Source organism: Acidiferrobacter thiooxydans (assembly GCF_003333315.1).
GTDB classification, from domain to species: Bacteria; Pseudomonadota; Gammaproteobacteria; order Acidiferrobacterales; family Acidiferrobacteraceae; genus Acidiferrobacter; species Acidiferrobacter thiooxydans.
Genome location: NZ_PSYR01000002.1, coordinates 52,514 through 71,758, shown reverse-complemented (window position 1 = coordinate 71,758; position 19,245 = coordinate 52,514). Strand labels below are relative to the sequence as shown.

Genomic DNA, 19,245 nt, shown 5'->3' with positions numbered 1-19,245 from the left:
GGCTCCTGGGAACAGGTCTGTGAGAAAATCGCGGGCCGGACTGTCTGTCGTGGACGCTCTTGCGGAACTGTATTTGGGCATGAAAGCGGACTCCATTGTCAATATGGGATACGCGTTACATCCTATACCCGTCTGACAGCGCGATCAATGTTCGGGGATCCATAGGGATTTTGGTACAATTTTGGTACACCGAGTACCGAAAGTCATGTCCGTCTGAAGGAAAGACTTGGATAACTAAAGTAGTAATATGAAGGGGTTACGCTCTAAGGCATTGATTCCTATGGGGCGTTTGTGCGTATGGGGTTCAGGTGGTCGGAGGTTCAAATCCTCTCGCCCCGACCAATAAAAACAATGACTTATCCTCTTTCTTTCTTATCTGCGACCAATGTTTTGGTACACCGCCTCGATTCTCACTGACCCGCACCGGCCTGTCGGCAAAGCCCATGGGCCAACGATATCCCGCCATAAAGAAAGGGCGGAGCCCTCAATTATTGTGAGCGATTCGGGCCCGTAAATACGGCTGGCCGTTGCGATAGGCGGCACAGCGCAGGGGCCCAATTATTATCGTGTAGAACAATCCGGACAGTACCGCCCAGACAATAACGCCCCGTCCAACCATTGGATGCCCCCTATGTCACAGCGCACCCGCCGCCTCCGGGCACACCGACTGAGGTCTGAGGCACCGAGGCGACATATCGGGATCAAGCGTACCGCTCACCGACGTCCAGATTCGGGCGCAACCGCCAAGACCCCCATCTTGATCATCCAGACAAGCCCACGCCGGATCGCGGCCTGACGATTGGCCGCAAAGTCGCGCTCGATCTCTTCGACCATGCGCACAGGCCGCGTCTCAAAACCCCCAGGACGGCCCGGCATTCTTCGATCGACGGCACAATGGACTCGGCAAACGCCACCATGGCGAGCAGGCGCCACCTCTGCAAGACCATATCGGCCTCGGCCCGCGTCCGCTGTAAGAGGGTCGATCGCGTGAGCGGTCTCGTGGGATAGGCCGCAAAGGCGGCAAAGGGGTCCAGGCGTGCAGGCCATGCCTGAGGGCGCGGAGCCATCGGTTTGGCCTGCGCCCGTTCAGCGGCGAGCTCCGCCCACAAGGTCTGATAGCGCGGGATGATCACCGACCAATCAAAAAGCGTGCGCACGCGTTCCGCGCCGGCCGCGCCCATCTGCCGCCGCAATGGGGCCGATCGCAACAGCCGCCGTAAGGCGTCCGCGGCGGCCTCCACATCGACTGCGATCAATTGGCTCGTAAACCCGCAATACCGGTCGTATCCATCGACGCCCATCGCATACCGGTACGCGAGATCACGTCCCTCTCCAGGCCCTGGCATCACCGTGGGGACCCGAAAACCCTCCACGCCGTCACGGACCGTGTCGCGGTATCCGTCCCAATCCGAGACCACCACCGGCAAGCCCCGGGCCATGGCCTCGATCGGGGTCAACCCGAAGGTTTCCTGAAGATTGTCCGCCAACGATTAAAACACGTCGGCCGCCGCCCACGCCTCTCGGGTGGCGGCAGGCATCCGTCCATCGATCACGATCCGGCGGACCGTGGGGCAGGCTGCAGCGGCCGCCTCGGCGTAGGCATCAGCCACCGCGTCGTTGGCGGTCCAGCCGCATTCGATCAACACGGTCTCGCAGCCCGCGCTTGCCCGTTCCAGCGCTTGATACATCGCCAGCGGATGGGCCTTGGCGTGAAACGACAGCCGCCCGACGAACAAGACGACGACCGCTTCGGTCCCGATCCCAAGGCTCTCCCGCCCCTGGCGGCGTTCGGCGTCCTTTATGATCAGTTCGTCTGCAGCGACACCGAGCGGGATGACGGGCAATTGCGGCATCACGATGCGTCGCCCCCCGAAACGCGCTTGAAGATAGTCCGCCTGGGCCGCCAACACCGTAGTAACCATCGCGCGCACCGCCGTCGATGGGCAAATGACCGCATCCCAGGGTTGCACCGGCGCCACCAGCCAATCGACGATCGCGTCCGTCACGGCATGGGAAGCGGTCGTGTGCGTGATGCCGCACAGCGACCAGGCGGCGTCGCCCGAGGCCGCGCGCGCCCAGGCGTGCGGCCCGATCACGGGATCCGGCCGATAGAGGCAACCCAGGGCCGCCAACGACTGCGCGTCATGCGGGGCCATGGTCCGGGCCGGCCGGCCCTGGCCACTCTTACGCATCTCGGCCACAAAGCGTGCCGCGGCCTCGTGATGACTCACGGCCGCCACGTATTCCGCGACACGCGCATGCCGCGCAAAACCCCTTAAGAACCCGTGGCCGGCGACTTGTCGGCCCTTCAGGGACGGGGAGGTAACCGCATAGGCCTCGGGCTCATACAAGAGGGCGGCGTTGGCCCACCGACCCTCGGGATCGCGGGAATTCGTCATCGTGGGTCTTGCTCCCTTTTTCTTGGGCCCCTGTGCGACTGCCGTGGCTATTCGTGCAATGGGACCGGCTCGATCAACATTTTGTTGATCGTAAGCACATCGGCGATGGTCAGGCGGCCCACGGAGGCCTTCAATCGCAAACCATCCAGCAAGGTGCGATATTGCAAGGACGCAAGCGCCCGTTCGCTCTCATACAGATCGCGCTCAACCGTAAGGACATCGAGGTTCGTCCGGATGCCGACTTTGTAACCCTTGTGCGCGCCGCGCACCGCCTTGCGCCCCGAGCGCACAGCAAGCGTCAACGCGACGACTTGCGTACGTCCTGCCATGACGCCCTCGTAGGCCTCGAGTGCCTGCAATTGCGCATGGCGCGATGCCTCGCGCAACTCGGCTGCGGCCTGCCGCGCGTAGGCCTGGGCCTGGGTCGCATACGCATAAGTGCCGCCGCCTGTGAAGATCGGCACGCTGACCTGCACCCCAGCCTCCCAGGATCGCGCCCGTAAAGAGTAATTGTCCGGGGTCGTGAGACTCCCTGAGGATGCATTCTGACCATAGGAGGCCACAAGGTCGACGCGGGGCGCATAGCGTGCGAACGCGCCATCGACATGCTTGCGGGCGGCCTTCAGCGCCGCCTTGGCGGCACGTACCACGGGTGCCTTGCTCCTAGCTCTTTGCACCCACGCGGCGCGGTCTTCCGGCGCGGGCTTGGGTAGCATAAGTCCCGGCGACAGTGCCTCGAGACCCGGCGTCAAGCGCCCGCCGATCATTTGCTGCAATTGCGCGCACGCATTCGTTTCGGTGTTTTGCGCCCCCACCAGTTGGGCCTGCGCGCGCGCCAATTGGGCTTGCGTTTCGTCGACATCCGTGACGGCGTCGATGCCCTTGGCAAAGCCATGGCGCGCCAAACGCCACTGGGCGGTCATCGCTCGCACCTGCGCGCGGGCGGCCCGCACCGTGCGCACCGCAACCAGGACCCGAAAATATGCCTGCGCCACGCGTACAATGAGATGCTGTTGCGCGCGCCTGTACAAAGCGGTGGCCTTCACAACGAGCGCCTGCGATTGCTCATAGCGGAAGATTTGCGGGATGGCCACCAGCGGTTGCGAAAGCTGCAGACTCCATGTCCACGCCCCCACACTGCGATCGACCTGCGATGGTCCGTAGATCGGATCCTGAAAGGCCGTCTCGGCCCGCGTCTTATCGTCAGACCCCGTCAACGCCAGATGTGGCAAGAGATGCGCACGCGATCGGGGAATTTGCTCGCGCGCCGCGTCATACGCCGCGCGCGCCGCCGCAAACGTCGGGTCATTCTGTCGCGCCAGTTGATAGGCGGTGAGAAAACTCATCCCTTGGGCCAGAGGCGATGCAAGCGCCATCGCCCCCATCAGCGCACCCCTCCCCCACGCGCGCCGGTACCGCCTCATGACACAGCCCATCAGCGGCCGCTGTTGCGCAGGGTGGTGATAACCGGCGACAACAGGTAATTCATGACCGTGCGATGCCCCTCATGCAGATCGGCCACCACTTGCATGCCCGGCACCAATTTATAGACCTTGCCCTGCGCGCGCAGAACCTGGTGGCGCAGCGCCACGAGCGCCTTGAACGTGGGCGGCGCGTGCGGGGGCGCGCTGCGGTGCCGCCGGCGGCTCGCGTCGGCCCCGAGATAGGTGATGACGCCACCCACGGTCCCGTACTTTTCAAATGGATAGGCGGCGACCTTGACGCGCACGTGTTGTCCCACATGCACAAACCCCATGTCGCGATTCTTTACCCGCACCTGCGCCAACAACGGCACATGATCCGGGACGATGGTGACCAGAACGGTGCCGGGGGCTGCCACCGTGCCAAGAGAGTGGGTCGCGAGAGTCATGACGATTCCGGCCTCAGGCGCCCGCAATGCGAGCCGCCCCATTTTGTGTTCCAATTTCGCAAACTTTGCCTTCAGGCGCCGCCTGCGCTCGTCGGTGGCGATGCCCTCGGTCCGCAGATGCGCCCGATAGCGGGCGCGGATCTCGGCCATATGGGCCGCGGCCTGCGCGACCGCCGCATGGAGACTGGCCACGGTCTGGCGCTGCGCCCGAAGATTCTGGGCGTCGGTCAAATAGACGCGCTCTTTGTCGAGCACCTTGACGCGCGGCACATAGCCGCCGCGACCCAAAGAGGCATAGTCCTGGGCCTCCTCCTTGGCAAACGGCGTGATGTCTTTGAGCTTGATGAGGACCTCATGGGCCGCCTGCTCGTTGCGCTCGACCTTGAGATAGGCCTCGCGCGCGACCGCCACATGATCGTCATACGACAGACGGTTCGCTTGGTATTGCGCCTGCGCTTGCGCAAAGAGAGCCGGTGGATCGGACGGTTCACGCCGCAAGGGCCGACCGGTCAACTCCGCCCGGATGCGACGCCGCTGCAAGGAGGCCACCGCGATCTCCCGCTCAAGCAGCGTCCGGTCCACTTTGGCGTCTTTGGCATCCATGCGCATCAACACCTGGCCGGCTGCGACCTTCTCGCCCTCGGTCACCAGAATCGCTTTCACCACCCCCGCCTGGGCGGGCTGCACGATCTGGATGTAGGTCTTGGGCACCAAGCGGCCCCCGGCGACCGCGATGATGTTGAGCTCTCCAAAAATCGCCCACACCAGCAAGCCGCCGACGAGACCTACGACGAGATAGAGGACCAGGCGCGGCAGCGGGCCCGGCGGACGCTCCTGGATCGCAAGCAAATCCGGCGCAAAATCAAGCGCCTCCGGCCGGCGTGAACGCGCCGGTTCCTTCAGGTCTTTCGTCTTCTGTAGCATACGATCTCTTGCGGCTCCCTACTTCAGCGCCGGGCCCGGCCCGCTGATCGTCCCCCACGGATGCAGCGTCTGGGCGCTCACGCCGAACTGCCCATTCGTCAAAACGTTGTCGGCCGCGGTCAGGTTCATCCCCGTCAGATGTCCACGCGTTCCATACTCATAAGCGAGATCACCCCCCAAGGCCGCCGTGTCGTGGCCGGCCAATTGGGCTCCGACAAGTGCATTGGCCAGACTCCAGCCTCTCTGCGCCCGATGGGTGGCCTGGGCGTTGGTGAACTCGGCAACAAGCTTCGTGAAATCGAAGGTCTCCACCTTTTTGTTGATGAGCGGATTGGAAGAGCTTGCATTGGACGTGCTGCTTGCCCCTTCCAGGATCTGCAAGGTGACAACGGACTGATGATTCGTGCCGGCGTACCAGTCGCTGAAGGTCATCGCCTCCCGGCCGTCGATCGTCAACAGGAGATTCTCTCCTTGTTTTTCGAGACCGAGCGCTCCGGCACTGATGCCACCTCCCAGAGACAAGGTGTCGGCGGCATTCGCAGCCTGGATCGTGAGCGCCCCATCGCCTGCATTGAAGCCGATCACGCTGTGCCCGCCCTGCGTGATCACCGTCGTCTTGTCCGCGCCTGCGGCGAAGAAGTCGCTGAAGGGGCCTCCGTTCAACACCCCGCCGCCGGATCCCGCCACCAGTGCAGCGGGCCCCTTGAGATCGCTCACCATATCCCAGCCCGATCCGCCCTGCAGGACATCCACGCCGGCGCCGCCGATCAAGGTGTCGCGGCCGCTGCCTGCGATCAACAGGTCATTGCCGGCGTTAGCCGTAAGGGTCCCCGCCTGATTGTTGCCGGTCGCGGTCAAGCTGGCCGAGCCCGTGAGGGTCAGGTTCTGCACGTTCTCCGGTTGGATGAAATCGACCGAAGAGAGCACCGTATCCGAACCCTGCCCATCGTAGGCGCCACCAAACGGAGCGGAGCGGCCTCCCCCAAAGAAGCCGCGGGCGAAGCGACTCGCCTGGGCTTCCGAGGGCACGGAGACCACGTCCGCTGCGTTGTTGACGACGAAGGTGTCGCGGCCCAAGCCGCCCACCAGACTGTCGACGCCGCTGCCGCTTATGAGCGTGTCGCGGCCGTTGCCTGCGATCAGGGTGTCGCGGCCGGCATTGGCGGTGAGCACATCATTGAACGCATTGCCCTTACCCGTCACGCTGGCTGTGCCGATCAACGTCAATGTCGAGACGTTTTGCGGCAGTACGTAACTCACCGACGATTGGATCGTCGCCGTGCCATTCCACGGCTCGATGATCGTGTCTTGGGCGTTGTTGATCACAAATGTCGTATGACCGGACCCGCCGACCAAGGTCTCGATGCCGGTGCCGCTGATGAGCGTGTCGTTGCCACTGTTGGCCTGGAGCACGCCCATCTGGGCGTTGCCGGTGGCGGTGAGATTGGCGGTGCCCGTGAGTGTGAGATTCCGCACGTTCTCCGGTTGGACGTAGTCGACCGAAGAGAACACGGTGTTATCACCCGAGCTTGCGGTTTCGGTTACGACGTCGGCTTCGTTGTTCACGACGAAGGTGTCGTTGCCCGCCCCTCCCACCAGGGTATCGACGCCGCTGCCCGCAATCAGGGTGTCATTGCCGCTACCCGCGATCACGGTGTCGCGGCCGGCATTGCCGGTGAGGATCCCCGCCTGGTTGTTGCCGGTGGCGGTGAGATTGGCCGAACCAGTCAATGTCAGGTTTCGGACGTTCTCTGGTTGGACGTAGCTCACAGAAGAGAGCACGGTGTCCGAGCCCCCGCCATCGAATGGCACGCCCGCGATATGGGCCCCGCTGCGCCCTGCGAAGATGCCCCATCCCAAGAAGCCGCGTGCCGAGGCATTGGACGGCACGGAGACGACATCGGCTGCGTTGTTGACGACGAAGGTGTCGCGACCCAAGCCACCCACCAGACTGTCGACGCCGCTGCCGCTTACGAGTGTGTCGCTGCCGTTGCCGGCGATCAGCGTGTCGCGGCCGCTGTTGCCCGTAATCACACCGCCCTCATTGTTGCCGGTGGCGGTGAGATTGGCGGTGCCCATGAGGGTCAGGTTCTGGACGTTTTCCGGCTGGACGTAGCTCACCGACGAGAGCACAGTGTCCTCGCCCCGATGGAAGAACGCACGCACCACATCGGCCGTGTTATTCACCACAAAGGTGTCACTGCCAAAGCCGCCGATCAACGTGTCGATGCCGGAGCCGGCCACGAGGGTGTCGTTGCCAAAGCCGCCGATCAGGGTATCGCGGCCGGCGTTGCCGGTGATCACGTCATTCGATCCGTTGCCCATACCCACGAGATTGTTCGAGCCCGTCAGCGTGAGCGTCGTGGTGTTCGCCGGCATCCGGTAGCTCACCGACGATAAGATTGTCGCTGTCCCGCCACGGGGCTCGATGATGACATCGCGCGCATTGTTGACGACAAATGTGGTATGACCGGATCCGCCGATCAAGGTGTCGATGCCCGTGCCGGCAACCAGCGTGTCGTTGCCACTGCCTGCGACCAAAGTGTCGTTACCGGCGTTGCCGGTGAGGGTCCCTGCCTGATTGTTGCCGGTCGCGGTCAAGTTGGCCGAACCCGTGAGGGTCAGGTTCTGGACGTTCTGTGGTTGAACGTAACTGACCGACGAGAGCACGGTGTCGTTGCCCGCGTTTGCGGCTTCCGTCACCATGTCCGCCGTGTTGTTCACGACGAAGGTGTCGTTGCCGACTCCGCCCACCAGGGTATCGACGCCGGTGCCACTGATGAGCGTGTCGTTACCGGCGTTGGCCGTGAGCACGCCGGCCTGGGCGTTGCCGGTCGCGGTCAAGCTGGCCGAGCCCGTGAGGGTCAGGTTCCGGACGTTCTGTGGTTGAACGTAACTGACCGACGAGAGCACGGTGTCGTTACCCGCGTTTGCGGCTTCCGTCACCACGTCCGCCGTGTTGTTCACGACGAAGGTGTCGTTCCCGGCCCCACCGATCAGGGTGTCGACGCCACTGCCGGCCACGAGCGTATCGTTACCGGAACCCGCAATGAGGGTGTCGCGGCCGGCGTTGCCGGTGATCACGTCGTTCACATTGTTGCCCGTGGCCGTGAGATTGGCGGTACCGGTCAGTGTCAGGTTCTCCAAGTTCGCGGGCAGCGTGTAACTCACCGAGGAGAAAACCGTACTGATCCCTGCGCCCGGCGCCTCTGTGATCACATCCGATGCGTTGTTGACCACGAAGGTGTCGTTGCCGACGCCGCCCACCAGGGTGTCGACACCGGTCCCACTGATGAGCGTGTCGTTGCCGCTGTTGGCGGTGAGCACGCCGGATTGGTTGTTGCCAGTGGCCGTGAGATTGGTGGCGCCGGTCAGCGTCAGGCTCTGCACATTCTCGGGCTGGACGTAGTTGACCGAGGACAACACCGTGTTTGTGCCGGTGTTGGGGCTGTCGGTCACCACGTCGGCCGTGTTGTTCACGACGAAGGTGTCGTTGCCGGTGCCGCCCACCAGGGTGTCGACGCCACTGCCGGCCACGAGCGTATCGTTACCGGAACCCGCAAAGAGGGTGTCATTACCGGTGTTGCCAGTGAGAATCCCCGCCTGAGCGTTGCCGGTGGCGGTGAGATTCGCAGTCCCCGTGAGGGTCAGATTCCGGACGTTCTCCGGTTGGACGTAGTTGACCGATGTGAGCACGGTGTCACTCGTATTGACGGTCTTCTCCACGATGACATCGGCCGTGTTGTTGACAACAAAGGTTTCTTGGCCGGTGCCACCCATAAGAGTGTCGACGCCAGTCCCCGCAAAAAGGGTGTCGGCCGTGCCACTGCCGATCAAGGTGTCCTGACCCGCACCACCGTAGAGACGATTGGTGAGGTTGGTCCCGGTGATGGACACGTTGCCGGTGCCCGCGTAGATGTCGAATCCGCGTTGGACGAGCTGATCGTAGGTCAACACGGAGGGGTCGAGGAACACAATCTTTTGGATCGCACTGGTGTTGAGCGCATTGCTCGGCACGAAGCCGTCGATCTCGACCTCCCCTTGCGTGCCGACATGAAGAACCAATTGGTCCTGGGGGCCGACACCGAGCGTGATCATGCTCGATGTGATCCCCGCCCCGAATTCCAGGGTGTTGTTGCCTATAGGCGCGTTGATGACGACCGTGCCGTCACCTTGGTTATACACGAAGGTATCGTGGCCACTGGCGCCGACGAGCGTGTCGTTGGCGCTGGCAATGAGCGTATTGGTAAAGCCTGGTAGGGCCGTCAAGGTCTGATCACCGGCCGCGTAGTCCTGCACAAGCCCTAAGCTCGTGAGTTCGGAGGCGCTCCATGTCGTGCCGTTGGCAAAAGTCGCCGACACCGTGGGCATGGCGTTGGGATGACTGAACCAATTGGAGACCCGCAGGACATCGGCGCCGTTGTTGTCGTAGATCAACAAGTCATTGCCCGAGTGCGCCACGGTGATGTCAGAGGACGTGATGCCGGCTGCAAATTGAATGCTGCCGATGTGATCCCCTACGATTTGCTGGCCCATGCCCGCGGAAAACGTGAAGGTCTCACTCGGAAGCTGGGGATCGAACGTGGGCGCCGCCGGCGCCAAGGCAATCATCTGCGCCATGGTCATCTGCGTCCCATTGGCGAAGGTAAACTCCTGCACCCCGGACCCCAGCGGATCGCTGGCGTGCGGGATCATCACCTGGACGCTTTGGTTTGGCGCCCAAGAGATATTGAGGGTCGTATACAGGGAGGGTGTACCGCCCGCGTCAGGACCGCCAATTTGTCCGGTCACCTGCCCCCAGGAGAAATGGAGATTCGCAAGACTAATCCCCGCCCCAAAAGCCACTGTATTCGTAGAGGGTATCGTCCCATCGGCGTAGTACTTGGCCAACATTGCATAATCGTTGGCCGCGATGGTGACTTCCGGGATATTGGCCGTCGCATAATATGAAGAGGGTTGCCACGAATTATCGCCGGGCACCGCAAGCACCGGCAACGGTTTCATATAGGTCACCACCCCCTGCGCCACGGCCTGTTGCCAGGTCAATCCTTGCGCGGCCGCATCGGCCATTGCCTGCTGCTGATCCACATAAACAACGCTCGGACGGTACGCTATCAGGCTGGTAACCGAAGACTGGAGCAAACTCTGGTATCCGGTGACTACTCCGTACAAGCCACCGTGAAGGTACCGATCCCGCCAATCGGTAATGCCCATAGCGCCATAAAATGCGTTCAGGACGGCCGTGGTGTCGTTCGCTGAGTCGCCGATGACATCGTGGCCTGTACTGTCCGCATTGATGATAGTGGTCGATGTGGCTGGGCTAGCATTCGGGACTTCACTTCCACCAAAGATCGTGTCGTTACCGGTCCCCGCCATCATCTTCGCGCCGTATGCGAGAAGATCATTACCCGACCCGCCCACCAGCGTGCCGCCGCCGATCATCGTGTCGTTGCCAGACCCACCGTAGGCAAAACCCGCGTCGTAGATGGTATCGTTTCCGGTGGTGCTGTTGACGACCGTCCAAGCCCCGGCATTTACTGTGTGGTCCCCCCCATCGACTGTGATATTCTCGATAGTGTCGAGCGTTTGGTAATCTCTATAGGCGGCCGAAAGCGCTGGGGAAAGTGCCGCATAGTTCTCGTTCACAGAATAAGCTGAACTGGGCTGAATAGCGCTCACCGAGGCGTTATACGAGGTCCATACGCTCTTCATAACACCCGTGTATTCGAGGTAGCTGTCGACAACGTTCCCAAGAGACGTATTAACCGGTACATACTGTTGTCCATACGGTTCCGTGAAATTCAGGGGTACGGATGACGTACTGGAGGATCCTGCCTGCGTCCAGGAGACCTGGAGCGTCCGCCAACCCCTCGTCACGCTGTTGGCGGATGACGCAGCGGCGAAGAATGTGGGGGCAGATACCGTCACCGGAACGACGTTGAGCGATGCCGAAGTGTCACTCACCGCATACGGGATCTCGCTCCCATTGGAGAACGAGTAAAGGCTATTAGGTATCCAGCTCGTCGTCGGTGCAATAGCAATAGGAACAGCGTAACTCGTCGTCGTGACCTTTCCGCTAAGAGACTTCTGCACCAACACCTCGGTCCCCGCCCCGGTCTTGGTTATCACCATGGAAGTGGCGCTGATCGGGTACAGGTTTTGTGGTGTTGCCCATGTACCGTTAGGCTGCAGCGTATACCCCTGTGAAACCCACTTTTCGACGATCCCGGCCTGGGTGCTGATGAGGAATGCCGTCTCCATTCGCGAGACTAGGCTTTCGCTTTGCTGCTGCGTGGTCGCAGCGAGCAACTGCTGCCCTGTTTCGCTCTGGCCGACCGAATCCGTGATGGTCCAACTCGGCGAAGCGAAATAGTTTTTTACGAGCATGCTGCTTGAGGTACCCGTAATCTGCAACAAGAGATCATTGCCCTGTCGCGATGCTGTCAGATCCGCAAAGCTCAATCCCGGCTCCAGCTGCACGACCGCACCCTGCGTTGACGTCGAAACCGCAGTCGCCGCGCCCATACCGAAATGCATAAGATAGGTGTCGGTGCCAGCACCACCTACCAAGGTGTCACTACCGGATCCGGCAATCAGGGTATCGTTGCCGCCGTTGGCGGTGAGAACGCCGCTTTCGTTGCTTCCATTCGCTGTCAGATTGGCGGTGCCGCTGAGTGTGAGATTCTGAACGTTCCCGGGCTGCACGTAGCTCACCGAGGAGAGCACAGTATTATTACCGGTATTGGGTTGTTCGGTCACGACATCAGCCGTGTTGTTTACGACGAATGTGTCGTTGCCGGTGCCGCCGATCAGGGTGTCGATGGCGGAGCCCGCGATCAGGGTGTCGTTGCCGCTGTTTCCGGTGAGCGTCCCCGCCTGATCGTTTCCAGTAACGGTGAGATTGGCCGAACCAGTCAGGGTGAGGTTCTGCACGTTCTCGGGCTGCACGTAGCTCACCGAGGAGAGCACAGTATTATTACCGGTATTGGGTTGTTCGGTCACGACATCAGCCGTGTTGTTTACGACGAATGTGTCGTTGCCGGTGCCGCCGATCAGGGTGTCGATGGCGGAGCCCGCGATCAGGGTGTCGTTGCCGCTGTTTCCGGTGAGCGTCCCCGCCTGATCGTTTCCAGTAACGGTGAGATTGGCCGAACCGGTCAGGGTGAGGTTCTGCACGTTCTCGGGCTGCACGTAGCTCACCGAGGAGAGCACGGTATTATTACCGGTATTGGGTTGTTCTGTCACGACATCAGCCGTGTTGTTTACGACGAAGGTGTCGTTGCCGGTGCCGCCGATCAGGGTATCGATGCCGCTATTGCTGGTGAGTACACCACTTTGATTATTGCCGGTGGCGGTGAGATTGGCCGAACCGGTCAGGGTGAGGTTCTGCACGTTCTCGGGCTGCACGTAGCTCACCGAGGAGAGCACGGTATTATTACCGGTATTGGGTTGTTCTGTCACGACATCAGCCGTGTTGTTTACGACGAAGGTGTCGTTGCCGGTGCCGCCGATCAGGGTATCTATGCCGCTATTGCTGGTGAGTACACCACTTTGATTATTGCCGGTGGCGGTGAGATTGGCCGAACCGGTCAGGGTGAGGTTCTGCACGTTCTCGGGCTGCACGTAGCTCACCGAGGAGAGCACGGTATTATTACCGGTATTGGGTTGTGCGGTCACCACATCGGCGGCGTTGTTCACAATAAATGTGTTATTACCGCCTCCCACCAAGGTATCCGCGCTCGCTCCGCCTACCAAAGTGTCGTTGCTACCCCAGCCATAAACCGTATCGTTCCCAGCCCCTCCCGTAAGCAGTGCATTGCCGCTGCCTGAAAACAACAGATCGCCGGCAGGACCTGCAATATCCGCCGTCACGGCGTGGGACTGCGCGATCAATTGGCTCAAGGTCACAACACTGCCATCGGCAAATTCGACGAGACCCAGCATGCCGCTTAAGCCTCCGTCCACGGTGACCGCTCCGTTGGCGTCATACTGAATCACGAGATTGTTCTGGTTGTTGGCTCCTAATTCCGCGGTAACGGTCAAATTGGCTGCGGTAATGCCGGGCCCGAACACCAGCGTATCGCTCCCCGAGACCTGCGTGATCTGATCGGCCCCGCCGCCTAACCCAAAGACATAGGTGTTGCTGCCACTACCGCCATTGAGTACGTTGTTCCCGGTCCCAGCGACTAGCGTGTCATTACCGGAACCGCCCTCGAGGGTGTCGGTGCCGCTACCGCCAACCAAGAGGTCGCCGGACCCCGCTTGCGCATCGAGCACCGCAACCCCAGCTCCGCCGTAGAGGTTATAACCACCTGCACCCCCAATGAGAAGCGTCGGCGCACTGGCCGTACCCCCACTCCCGGCGTACAGGACTTCGATGCCCGTGCCCGCGTAGATCGTATCCGATCCACTGCCGCCATAGATCGTCTCATTTCCGATACCGCCGTAGATTAGATCGGCGCCCGACCCTCCATAAATCGTGTCGGTGCCATGATAACCATAGATCGTGTCGCTGCCACTGCCCCCATAAATGACCGCACTACTCGTACTCTTGCTGCCCCCAACAAGGGTATCACTGCCCGCACCCCCGGCAATCAGGGTATCGTTGCCGCTACCGCCCACCAGGGAATCATTACCACTCCCGCCCACAAGATACTCAGTCCCATTGCCTGCTTGGATCGTATCGTTGCCACTACCGCCGATAAGGGTGTCGTGCCCGCCCGCTCCATAGATCCAATCGTTGCCGGTCCCGCCCTGAATATTATTATTACCGGTCGCAGACGAGGCCCAGGTCCCAGGTAGACCATAGTAGGTAAGGACTGTATTGTCATAACCCGCGTAGAGCGTGTCGTTGCCCGTGCCGCCGATAATGGTGTTGTTGCCGCCTCCGCCGTCAATCCAAGCGTTGCTGGATTGCCCATTCAGGTAATCGTTGCCGGCGCCGCCGGTTATCGCCGCGCTTGCGCTGCTACCTCCGAACACGGTGTTATTCCCTGAACCACCAAACATATTGACATTCATAACACCACTGCCGCCTTGAACGTAATTGCTTCCTGTAGGCAGGCTGAATATCTCATTGCCGGCACCACCGAAAATGGTGTCACTGCCCGGGCCCGGCACGTTCCCGTAGCCTGGGTTATAGTAAGAAAAGCCATAGTATTTATTGACCCTAACAGAACCTATAGTGTCGTAGGAGTAACTGGTACTTGTATTGGAGGTCCAAGAGAGCGTCCCCGCCACTGCACTCGCCGACGTCGGCGCATAGGTCGTTACACCGCCGAACACATCCGTATTACCCGACCCGCAGACAATGACATCCTGACCGGTTCCCGCCAAAAAGACATCGTGGCCGCTCCCGCCCACCAGCGTGTTATTGCCATTACCGACACTGATGACAGTCCCATGGCCACTTGTAGCCAATGGGGACTGCGCGGCGGCGATCGCTTGGGCGAGCGTTGGGACACCGGCGGAGGCCCCATTAGGGCCCGCATAGATTCGGTTGTTGCCGTTGCCGGCAAAAATAATGTCCTGACCGCCATCACCATTAATCACGCTATTGCCGTTGCCGGCGATGATGGTGTCGTTGCCTGGCCCGCCGGTGATACTGTCATTACCACTTGCATAGGCCCCGATAGCGTTGGAACCACTTCCGGCCTGAATAGCCACGTTACCGCCACTCGCGTGGTAAAAGGTCAAAACGGAGGACTGGCCATTGACGTTCAGGGTTTCTGACTGGTCGCTCTGGACAAGAATCGTTGGGGCCGGCTTCGTAAAGGTCCCGGCCGCCCAGTTTAGGGTCAGGCCCCCGACCGGTGACGCGGCTCCAGAGGCGGACGCATTCGATGAGAGCGCGGCCTGCACCTGGAGTGTTTGGTTCGTCGTGAGATCTTGGGTGGCAATAAGACCCACGGTCAGGCGATCGCTGCCAGCCGGGACAGTCAGGGTGACGGTGCCCCCGGCGAGCGGCATGAGCGCGCCGCTGCCCGTATCGAGCGCAAAGGCCCCGAGATCGCCACCGGTAAAGGTCAGCGTCACCTGTTGGGCGCTCGTACTCGGGGCGGAAAGATCGATGGTGAGGCTTTGCGCCACCCCTTGGCTGACCGCGACCGTGGTATTGGGAGGGACATAGTTGCCCGACCGAAAGGGATCGGCGGCGAGACTCGGGTCCGCTGTGACCGCGACGGCCTCCGCAAACACGAGACCGAGATCACCTGTTTTGGTGGTCTCGGCGGCGGCCAGATTGAAGTTGTCAATCACGATCTGATCGGCGCTATTCGCGCCTAACAGTCCTTGACTGATGGTCAAGGTCCCAATCGAGGGATCGGCAGCATTCGTGGGTGCAAAGACATACTGGGTGCCGGCGTTGGTACCCTTCCAGGTGAAGGGGCTGCCGGATACGGGCTTGCCGCCAGTGAGTTGGGTCAAGCCCTGGCTACTGCCCACCCATACTGAACCAGGGGCACCGGTCGCGGTGACAGCCGTATTCTGGATCGTCTCGACAGCGGTATCCCCGTTGGCGGGGACGTTGTAGTAGAACTGGGAATTATTGCTAAGCCCTATCACAAACTCATTAGCGGGATTCCCCGCATTAGGCGTACCGACCGTCAAGTAGTCAGCATTCCCAGTGCCACTCGCGGCGACCGCCGTGCTCCCTGTCCCCGTAGGCACCGGCTGGCTCAATTCCTGAACTGGGAGCGACACCGGGCCCATCTGCGCCACTTCCTGGGTAATTAGGCTCGACAGACTGGGGAGCCCCGCCCCCGACAAAGTCAAATCCACGATTTCGGTATTAAGGGCCTGCATCTGTATAGTGAGGCTCGCGCTCGCATCCTCCAACACAAGGGTTCCTGTGGCGGAGATCGATGCGCCCGGCGTGCCACCCCACATATAAGAAGAATTCTCGAACTGCTGGGCGGTCAGGCCACCTTCGGAGACACTCGCCAAATAGTTGACAGTAGTCGCGATCTTATGGGCGATATGGATCTCCTGACCTACTGCCTCAGCCCCTTGGATCACCTCCGCTGTCGGTGTTGGGATTACCGCGGCACTGAATCCATTATAAAAAGCGCCCAGATCCTGGGCGTACGTGGGCCCCGCGGCGATTGTAGCGGATGTCCCGAGATGGGTCCCGCCAATAAAATGGGCTAAGTCTCCTTGATTATTGAGATTCAGGACATTGTAGGTCTTGGCGGGATTGTAGTAGGCACCCCCTATGCCTAATGCTTGGAAGGTAACGGCCGAAACGGTTGTATTAAGCCCACTGTCTACAAGTGCTGCCACGGCCGCCTGTGCCTCACTGCCGCCGAGCGAGTGACCGGTTTCGATCAGGGAGTAACCGGGATAATGGGAGTTGACGTAACTGTTTACTTGTTCTGCAAAGTTAATGGCGTCCGATTGATCGGACGATGGTCCCGGGCGACCTGTAGCCAATACCCACTGGGGCAACAACCCGACACCCAAGAGGTACAGATCGTTCACATCATTCGCGCCGTTCGTAATGACCGTACCCCGGTTCGCGATCACGACCTCGTGAGTTGTGGTGTTGATGTACGCAACGCCGTAGTAGCCGGCAGAGTTAGCCTTGAGGGTTACCGGCAACGGCGCCCAACCCATAGGCACGGGTGTGTCGCCATACACCGCACTGCTCAGTTCCGCTAATTCCAGGATCGTGGCCATTGTTCTTTACTCCCCATTCTGTTCTTTCGCTATTATTGTAAATGCCAGATCTGAATCTCCCCTAACCAGCCCATCGCTAGATCATGTCCGTGACGTGAAGTAGCAAGACTTTCGGCCAAGCCGGGGATTTTTTGCATGAGATGGTGATGGGCCCCGTCCCAGATCTCGATCGTATGGCCAATACCGCTTTCGATCAGATAGCGACCATGTGGCGTGTAACACAGTGCGTGGATTTCGGTGCCGACCGGTCCGGATTCGCCCCCTACCAAGACACCAGTATCAGGGTTATAGATACGAAGGACATTGGCTGGTCCTATACCGAGCCCCCCGATACCCCAATTGCAATGGTGTTTGCATTGGAACTCCAAGCTAAAGCGTTTGGCGCGCCCGTACCCTCAGGCATTAATGTGCCATTGACGTTGCGCGTTGGTGGCGATAGCGCCAAAAAGGCCGTAATCATACGTGCGATATGATGGTTCCCGAGATTAACGAGTACAAGCTGTGGCTGAAATGCAAACCACTTACCGATATCGCCGTTCGTCCCGCCCCCCAACGCCGCCCAACGCCCATGGGGACTTAAGGCTAAGGTGCTCGGTACGAAGTGGTGGGTTTTCAGGCTCCAGCGAATCTGCCAAGTGCGGGTGCTATAGACAAAGACCGATGCCGCGTGAAACCACGAGGGCCGCGCCACGACCCGAATCAAGGAGTGTCCGTGGGGCGTAAAGGCAAGGGCGTTGCAGTTACCCCCCACCACCGGATCACGGATATTGCGCACCACCGCCCCGGTATGGGCATTCCACACCCGAACCACGATCCGGCTCGGGCTACTGTGACAGGCCGCGATGTAGCGACCATCGGGACTGTAGGCCAAGGGCATCGCGGCCAGGGTGTCGGGCGAGGTATTTTTGAGATGGAAGAGTCGACGACCCTGCCGCCAGTTCCAGACGGTCACATACTCGGGATTGAGGGCCGCCAGCGTATGGCCGCTAGGACTAAAGGCGACACCGGCGACATCCCCACGCGTATTGAGGGTAGTAAGCTCCGTTGCCACCGTCTCGTGATACTTCCCCCACCCAAACCACGGCGAAAAGAAGGTGATGTCATCCTGCCAGACACTCCCCCGCGCGACACCGGGGCCCAGGAGGCGGTACTGAACGAGGTACCAGGGTAGGAACAACAAGAAAGCCCCGATGGCGATCAGGGAGAGACCGCGGCGCAGGAGACGAGTCCGCCGGATGGGGACAGGGACTGGCCGCCCATCTGCCGTCTTATCAGTGGTCGTCTCGGGAAGGACTGCCGGTACGCTTTCTTCTTGCCGCGGCGCGACTGTAATACGTGTCTCTCCGTAGGACGCCGCCAAGAGCCACCAGGCCGCGAGGTAACCGGCGGGCAGTTGAATCAGGATGACGGGGATATGGACATAGGCCTTCCGCAGCATCCACCAAAGGCTCAGGTCTCCGCCCAATAGAGGTGTCAACGGCAATCGGATAGACAGCCACTGTGGAGGAACCACCTGCGTTAAGAGTGCGCCCGTCACCCCACCGATCAATGCCATGCGCCAGAAGAAACCCATCCATAGGACCAAGGCCCGGCGCATCGGAAGAGGTCCGGGCAAGGCCTTGTTGCCGTAATCGACTCCGAAATGGAGCGTCTGGCCCCCACTACGGATGGGGTCCCGTAAGACCCGTGCCCGGAATAACCAGACACCATACAGGGCCAGAAACGGAGAAAGGCCTCCCCATACGGTGCCACTCGTAGCTGAGTACAAAAGGCCTTGCCCCAGACCAATCACAGACCCCGCTATAAGACCCATCAACAACAACCAAAAGCGCAAGGCATGCGATCCGGGAGCGGAGGCCACATGAATGGCGACCCCGCCCACAAACATCATCAGCAAGAGAACGGCGATCGGCACGAGGCCCATGCGCCAGGTGTAGCGCCACCACAGATGCAACGCCGGACGCATCAAGGCCACAGCCGGTGACGGGCTCTCTTTACGGTCTTTAGTGGTCACCGGTCTCCTTTTAGACGCTCGTCCGTACCAGATGGGGCATTGATGTGGCCGTTTACTCGTTCCGCAAAGGCAATGGCGCTCAGCTCATCGGGTGTGACCTCATGAGCCGCAAGCTCGGCATCGTTGATTAGATTGGCAAGCGACGCAGGGACGGTCCCACGATTGGCGATCACGATCTCGTGGGTGGTGGTGTTGATATAGGCGACACCGTAGTAGCCGTCGGGATTCGATCCTGATGTCCCGTAAGGACCCGGCATCACTGTCCAACCTGTGGGCACTGGAGTATCCCCATACACCGCACTGCTCAACTCCGCGAGTTCCAGGATCGTGGCCATCGTGTTTTATCCTTGTCTGTGGTCTTG

Annotated in this window: 7 protein-coding genes; all 7 read right to left on the bottom strand. The window is 60.7% G+C overall.

Translation table 11 applies throughout. The features are described 5' to 3' along the window. Nucleotides 1-761: 761 nt before the first annotated feature. Nucleotides 762-1,487, bottom strand: a complete 726-nt coding sequence (locus C4900_RS07420; RefSeq protein ID WP_114282854.1) for a glycosyltransferase — start codon at nucleotides 1,485-1,487, stop codon at nucleotides 762-764. A gap of 3 nt (nucleotides 1,488-1,490) precedes the next feature. Further along, nucleotides 1,491-2,399, bottom strand: coding sequence for a glycosyltransferase family protein (locus C4900_RS07415; protein WP_141689299.1), 909 nt, complete (start codon nucleotides 2,397-2,399; stop codon nucleotides 1,491-1,493). A gap of 47 nt (nucleotides 2,400-2,446) precedes the next feature. Beyond that, a complete protein-coding gene (locus C4900_RS07410; protein ID WP_170132467.1) occupies nucleotides 2,447-3,775 on the bottom strand; it encodes a TolC family outer membrane protein in 1,329 nt (442 codons plus the stop codon). 59 nt (nucleotides 3,776-3,834) lie between these two features. Next, on the bottom strand, nucleotides 3,835-5,193 hold the full coding sequence (locus tag C4900_RS07405; RefSeq protein ID WP_114282853.1) for an HlyD family type I secretion periplasmic adaptor subunit: 1,359 nt from the start codon (nucleotides 5,191-5,193) through the stop codon (nucleotides 3,835-3,837). Nucleotides 5,194-5,211: 18 nt separating this feature from the next. Next, complete coding sequence (locus C4900_RS07400; RefSeq protein ID WP_114282852.1) at nucleotides 5,212-16,869, bottom strand: hypothetical protein; 11,658 nt, start codon at nucleotides 16,867-16,869, stop codon at nucleotides 5,212-5,214. 313 nt (nucleotides 16,870-17,182) lie between these two features. Next, a complete protein-coding gene (locus C4900_RS07390; protein WP_114282850.1) occupies nucleotides 17,183-18,883 on the bottom strand; it encodes a WD40 repeat domain-containing protein in 1,701 nt (566 codons plus the stop codon). Further along, complete coding sequence (locus tag C4900_RS07385; protein ID WP_141689171.1) at nucleotides 18,880-19,218, bottom strand: alpha/beta hydrolase family protein; 339 nt, start codon at nucleotides 19,216-19,218, stop codon at nucleotides 18,880-18,882. Before C4900_RS07385 ends, C4900_RS07390 begins: the two co-directional genes overlap by 4 nt. Nucleotides 19,219-19,245 lie beyond the last annotated feature (27 nt).

Coding starts and splice junctions, on each gene's coding strand:
- C4900_RS07400 (WP_114282852.1), bottom strand. CDS start 16,869: ATGGCCACGATCCTGGAATTAGCGGAACTGAGCAGTGCGGTGTATGGC.
- C4900_RS07410 (WP_170132467.1), bottom strand. CDS start 3,775: ATGGCGCTTGCATCGCCTCTGGCCCAAGGGATGAGTTTTCTCACCGCC.
- C4900_RS07415 (WP_141689299.1), bottom strand. CDS start 2,399: ATGACGAATTCCCGCGATCCCGAGGGTCGGTGGGCCAACGCCGCCCTC.
- C4900_RS07385 (WP_141689171.1), bottom strand. CDS start 19,218: ATGGCCACGATCCTGGAACTCGCGGAGTTGAGCAGTGCGGTGTATGGG.
- C4900_RS07405 (WP_114282853.1), bottom strand. CDS start 5,193: ATGCTACAGAAGACGAAAGACCTGAAGGAACCGGCGCGTTCACGCCGG.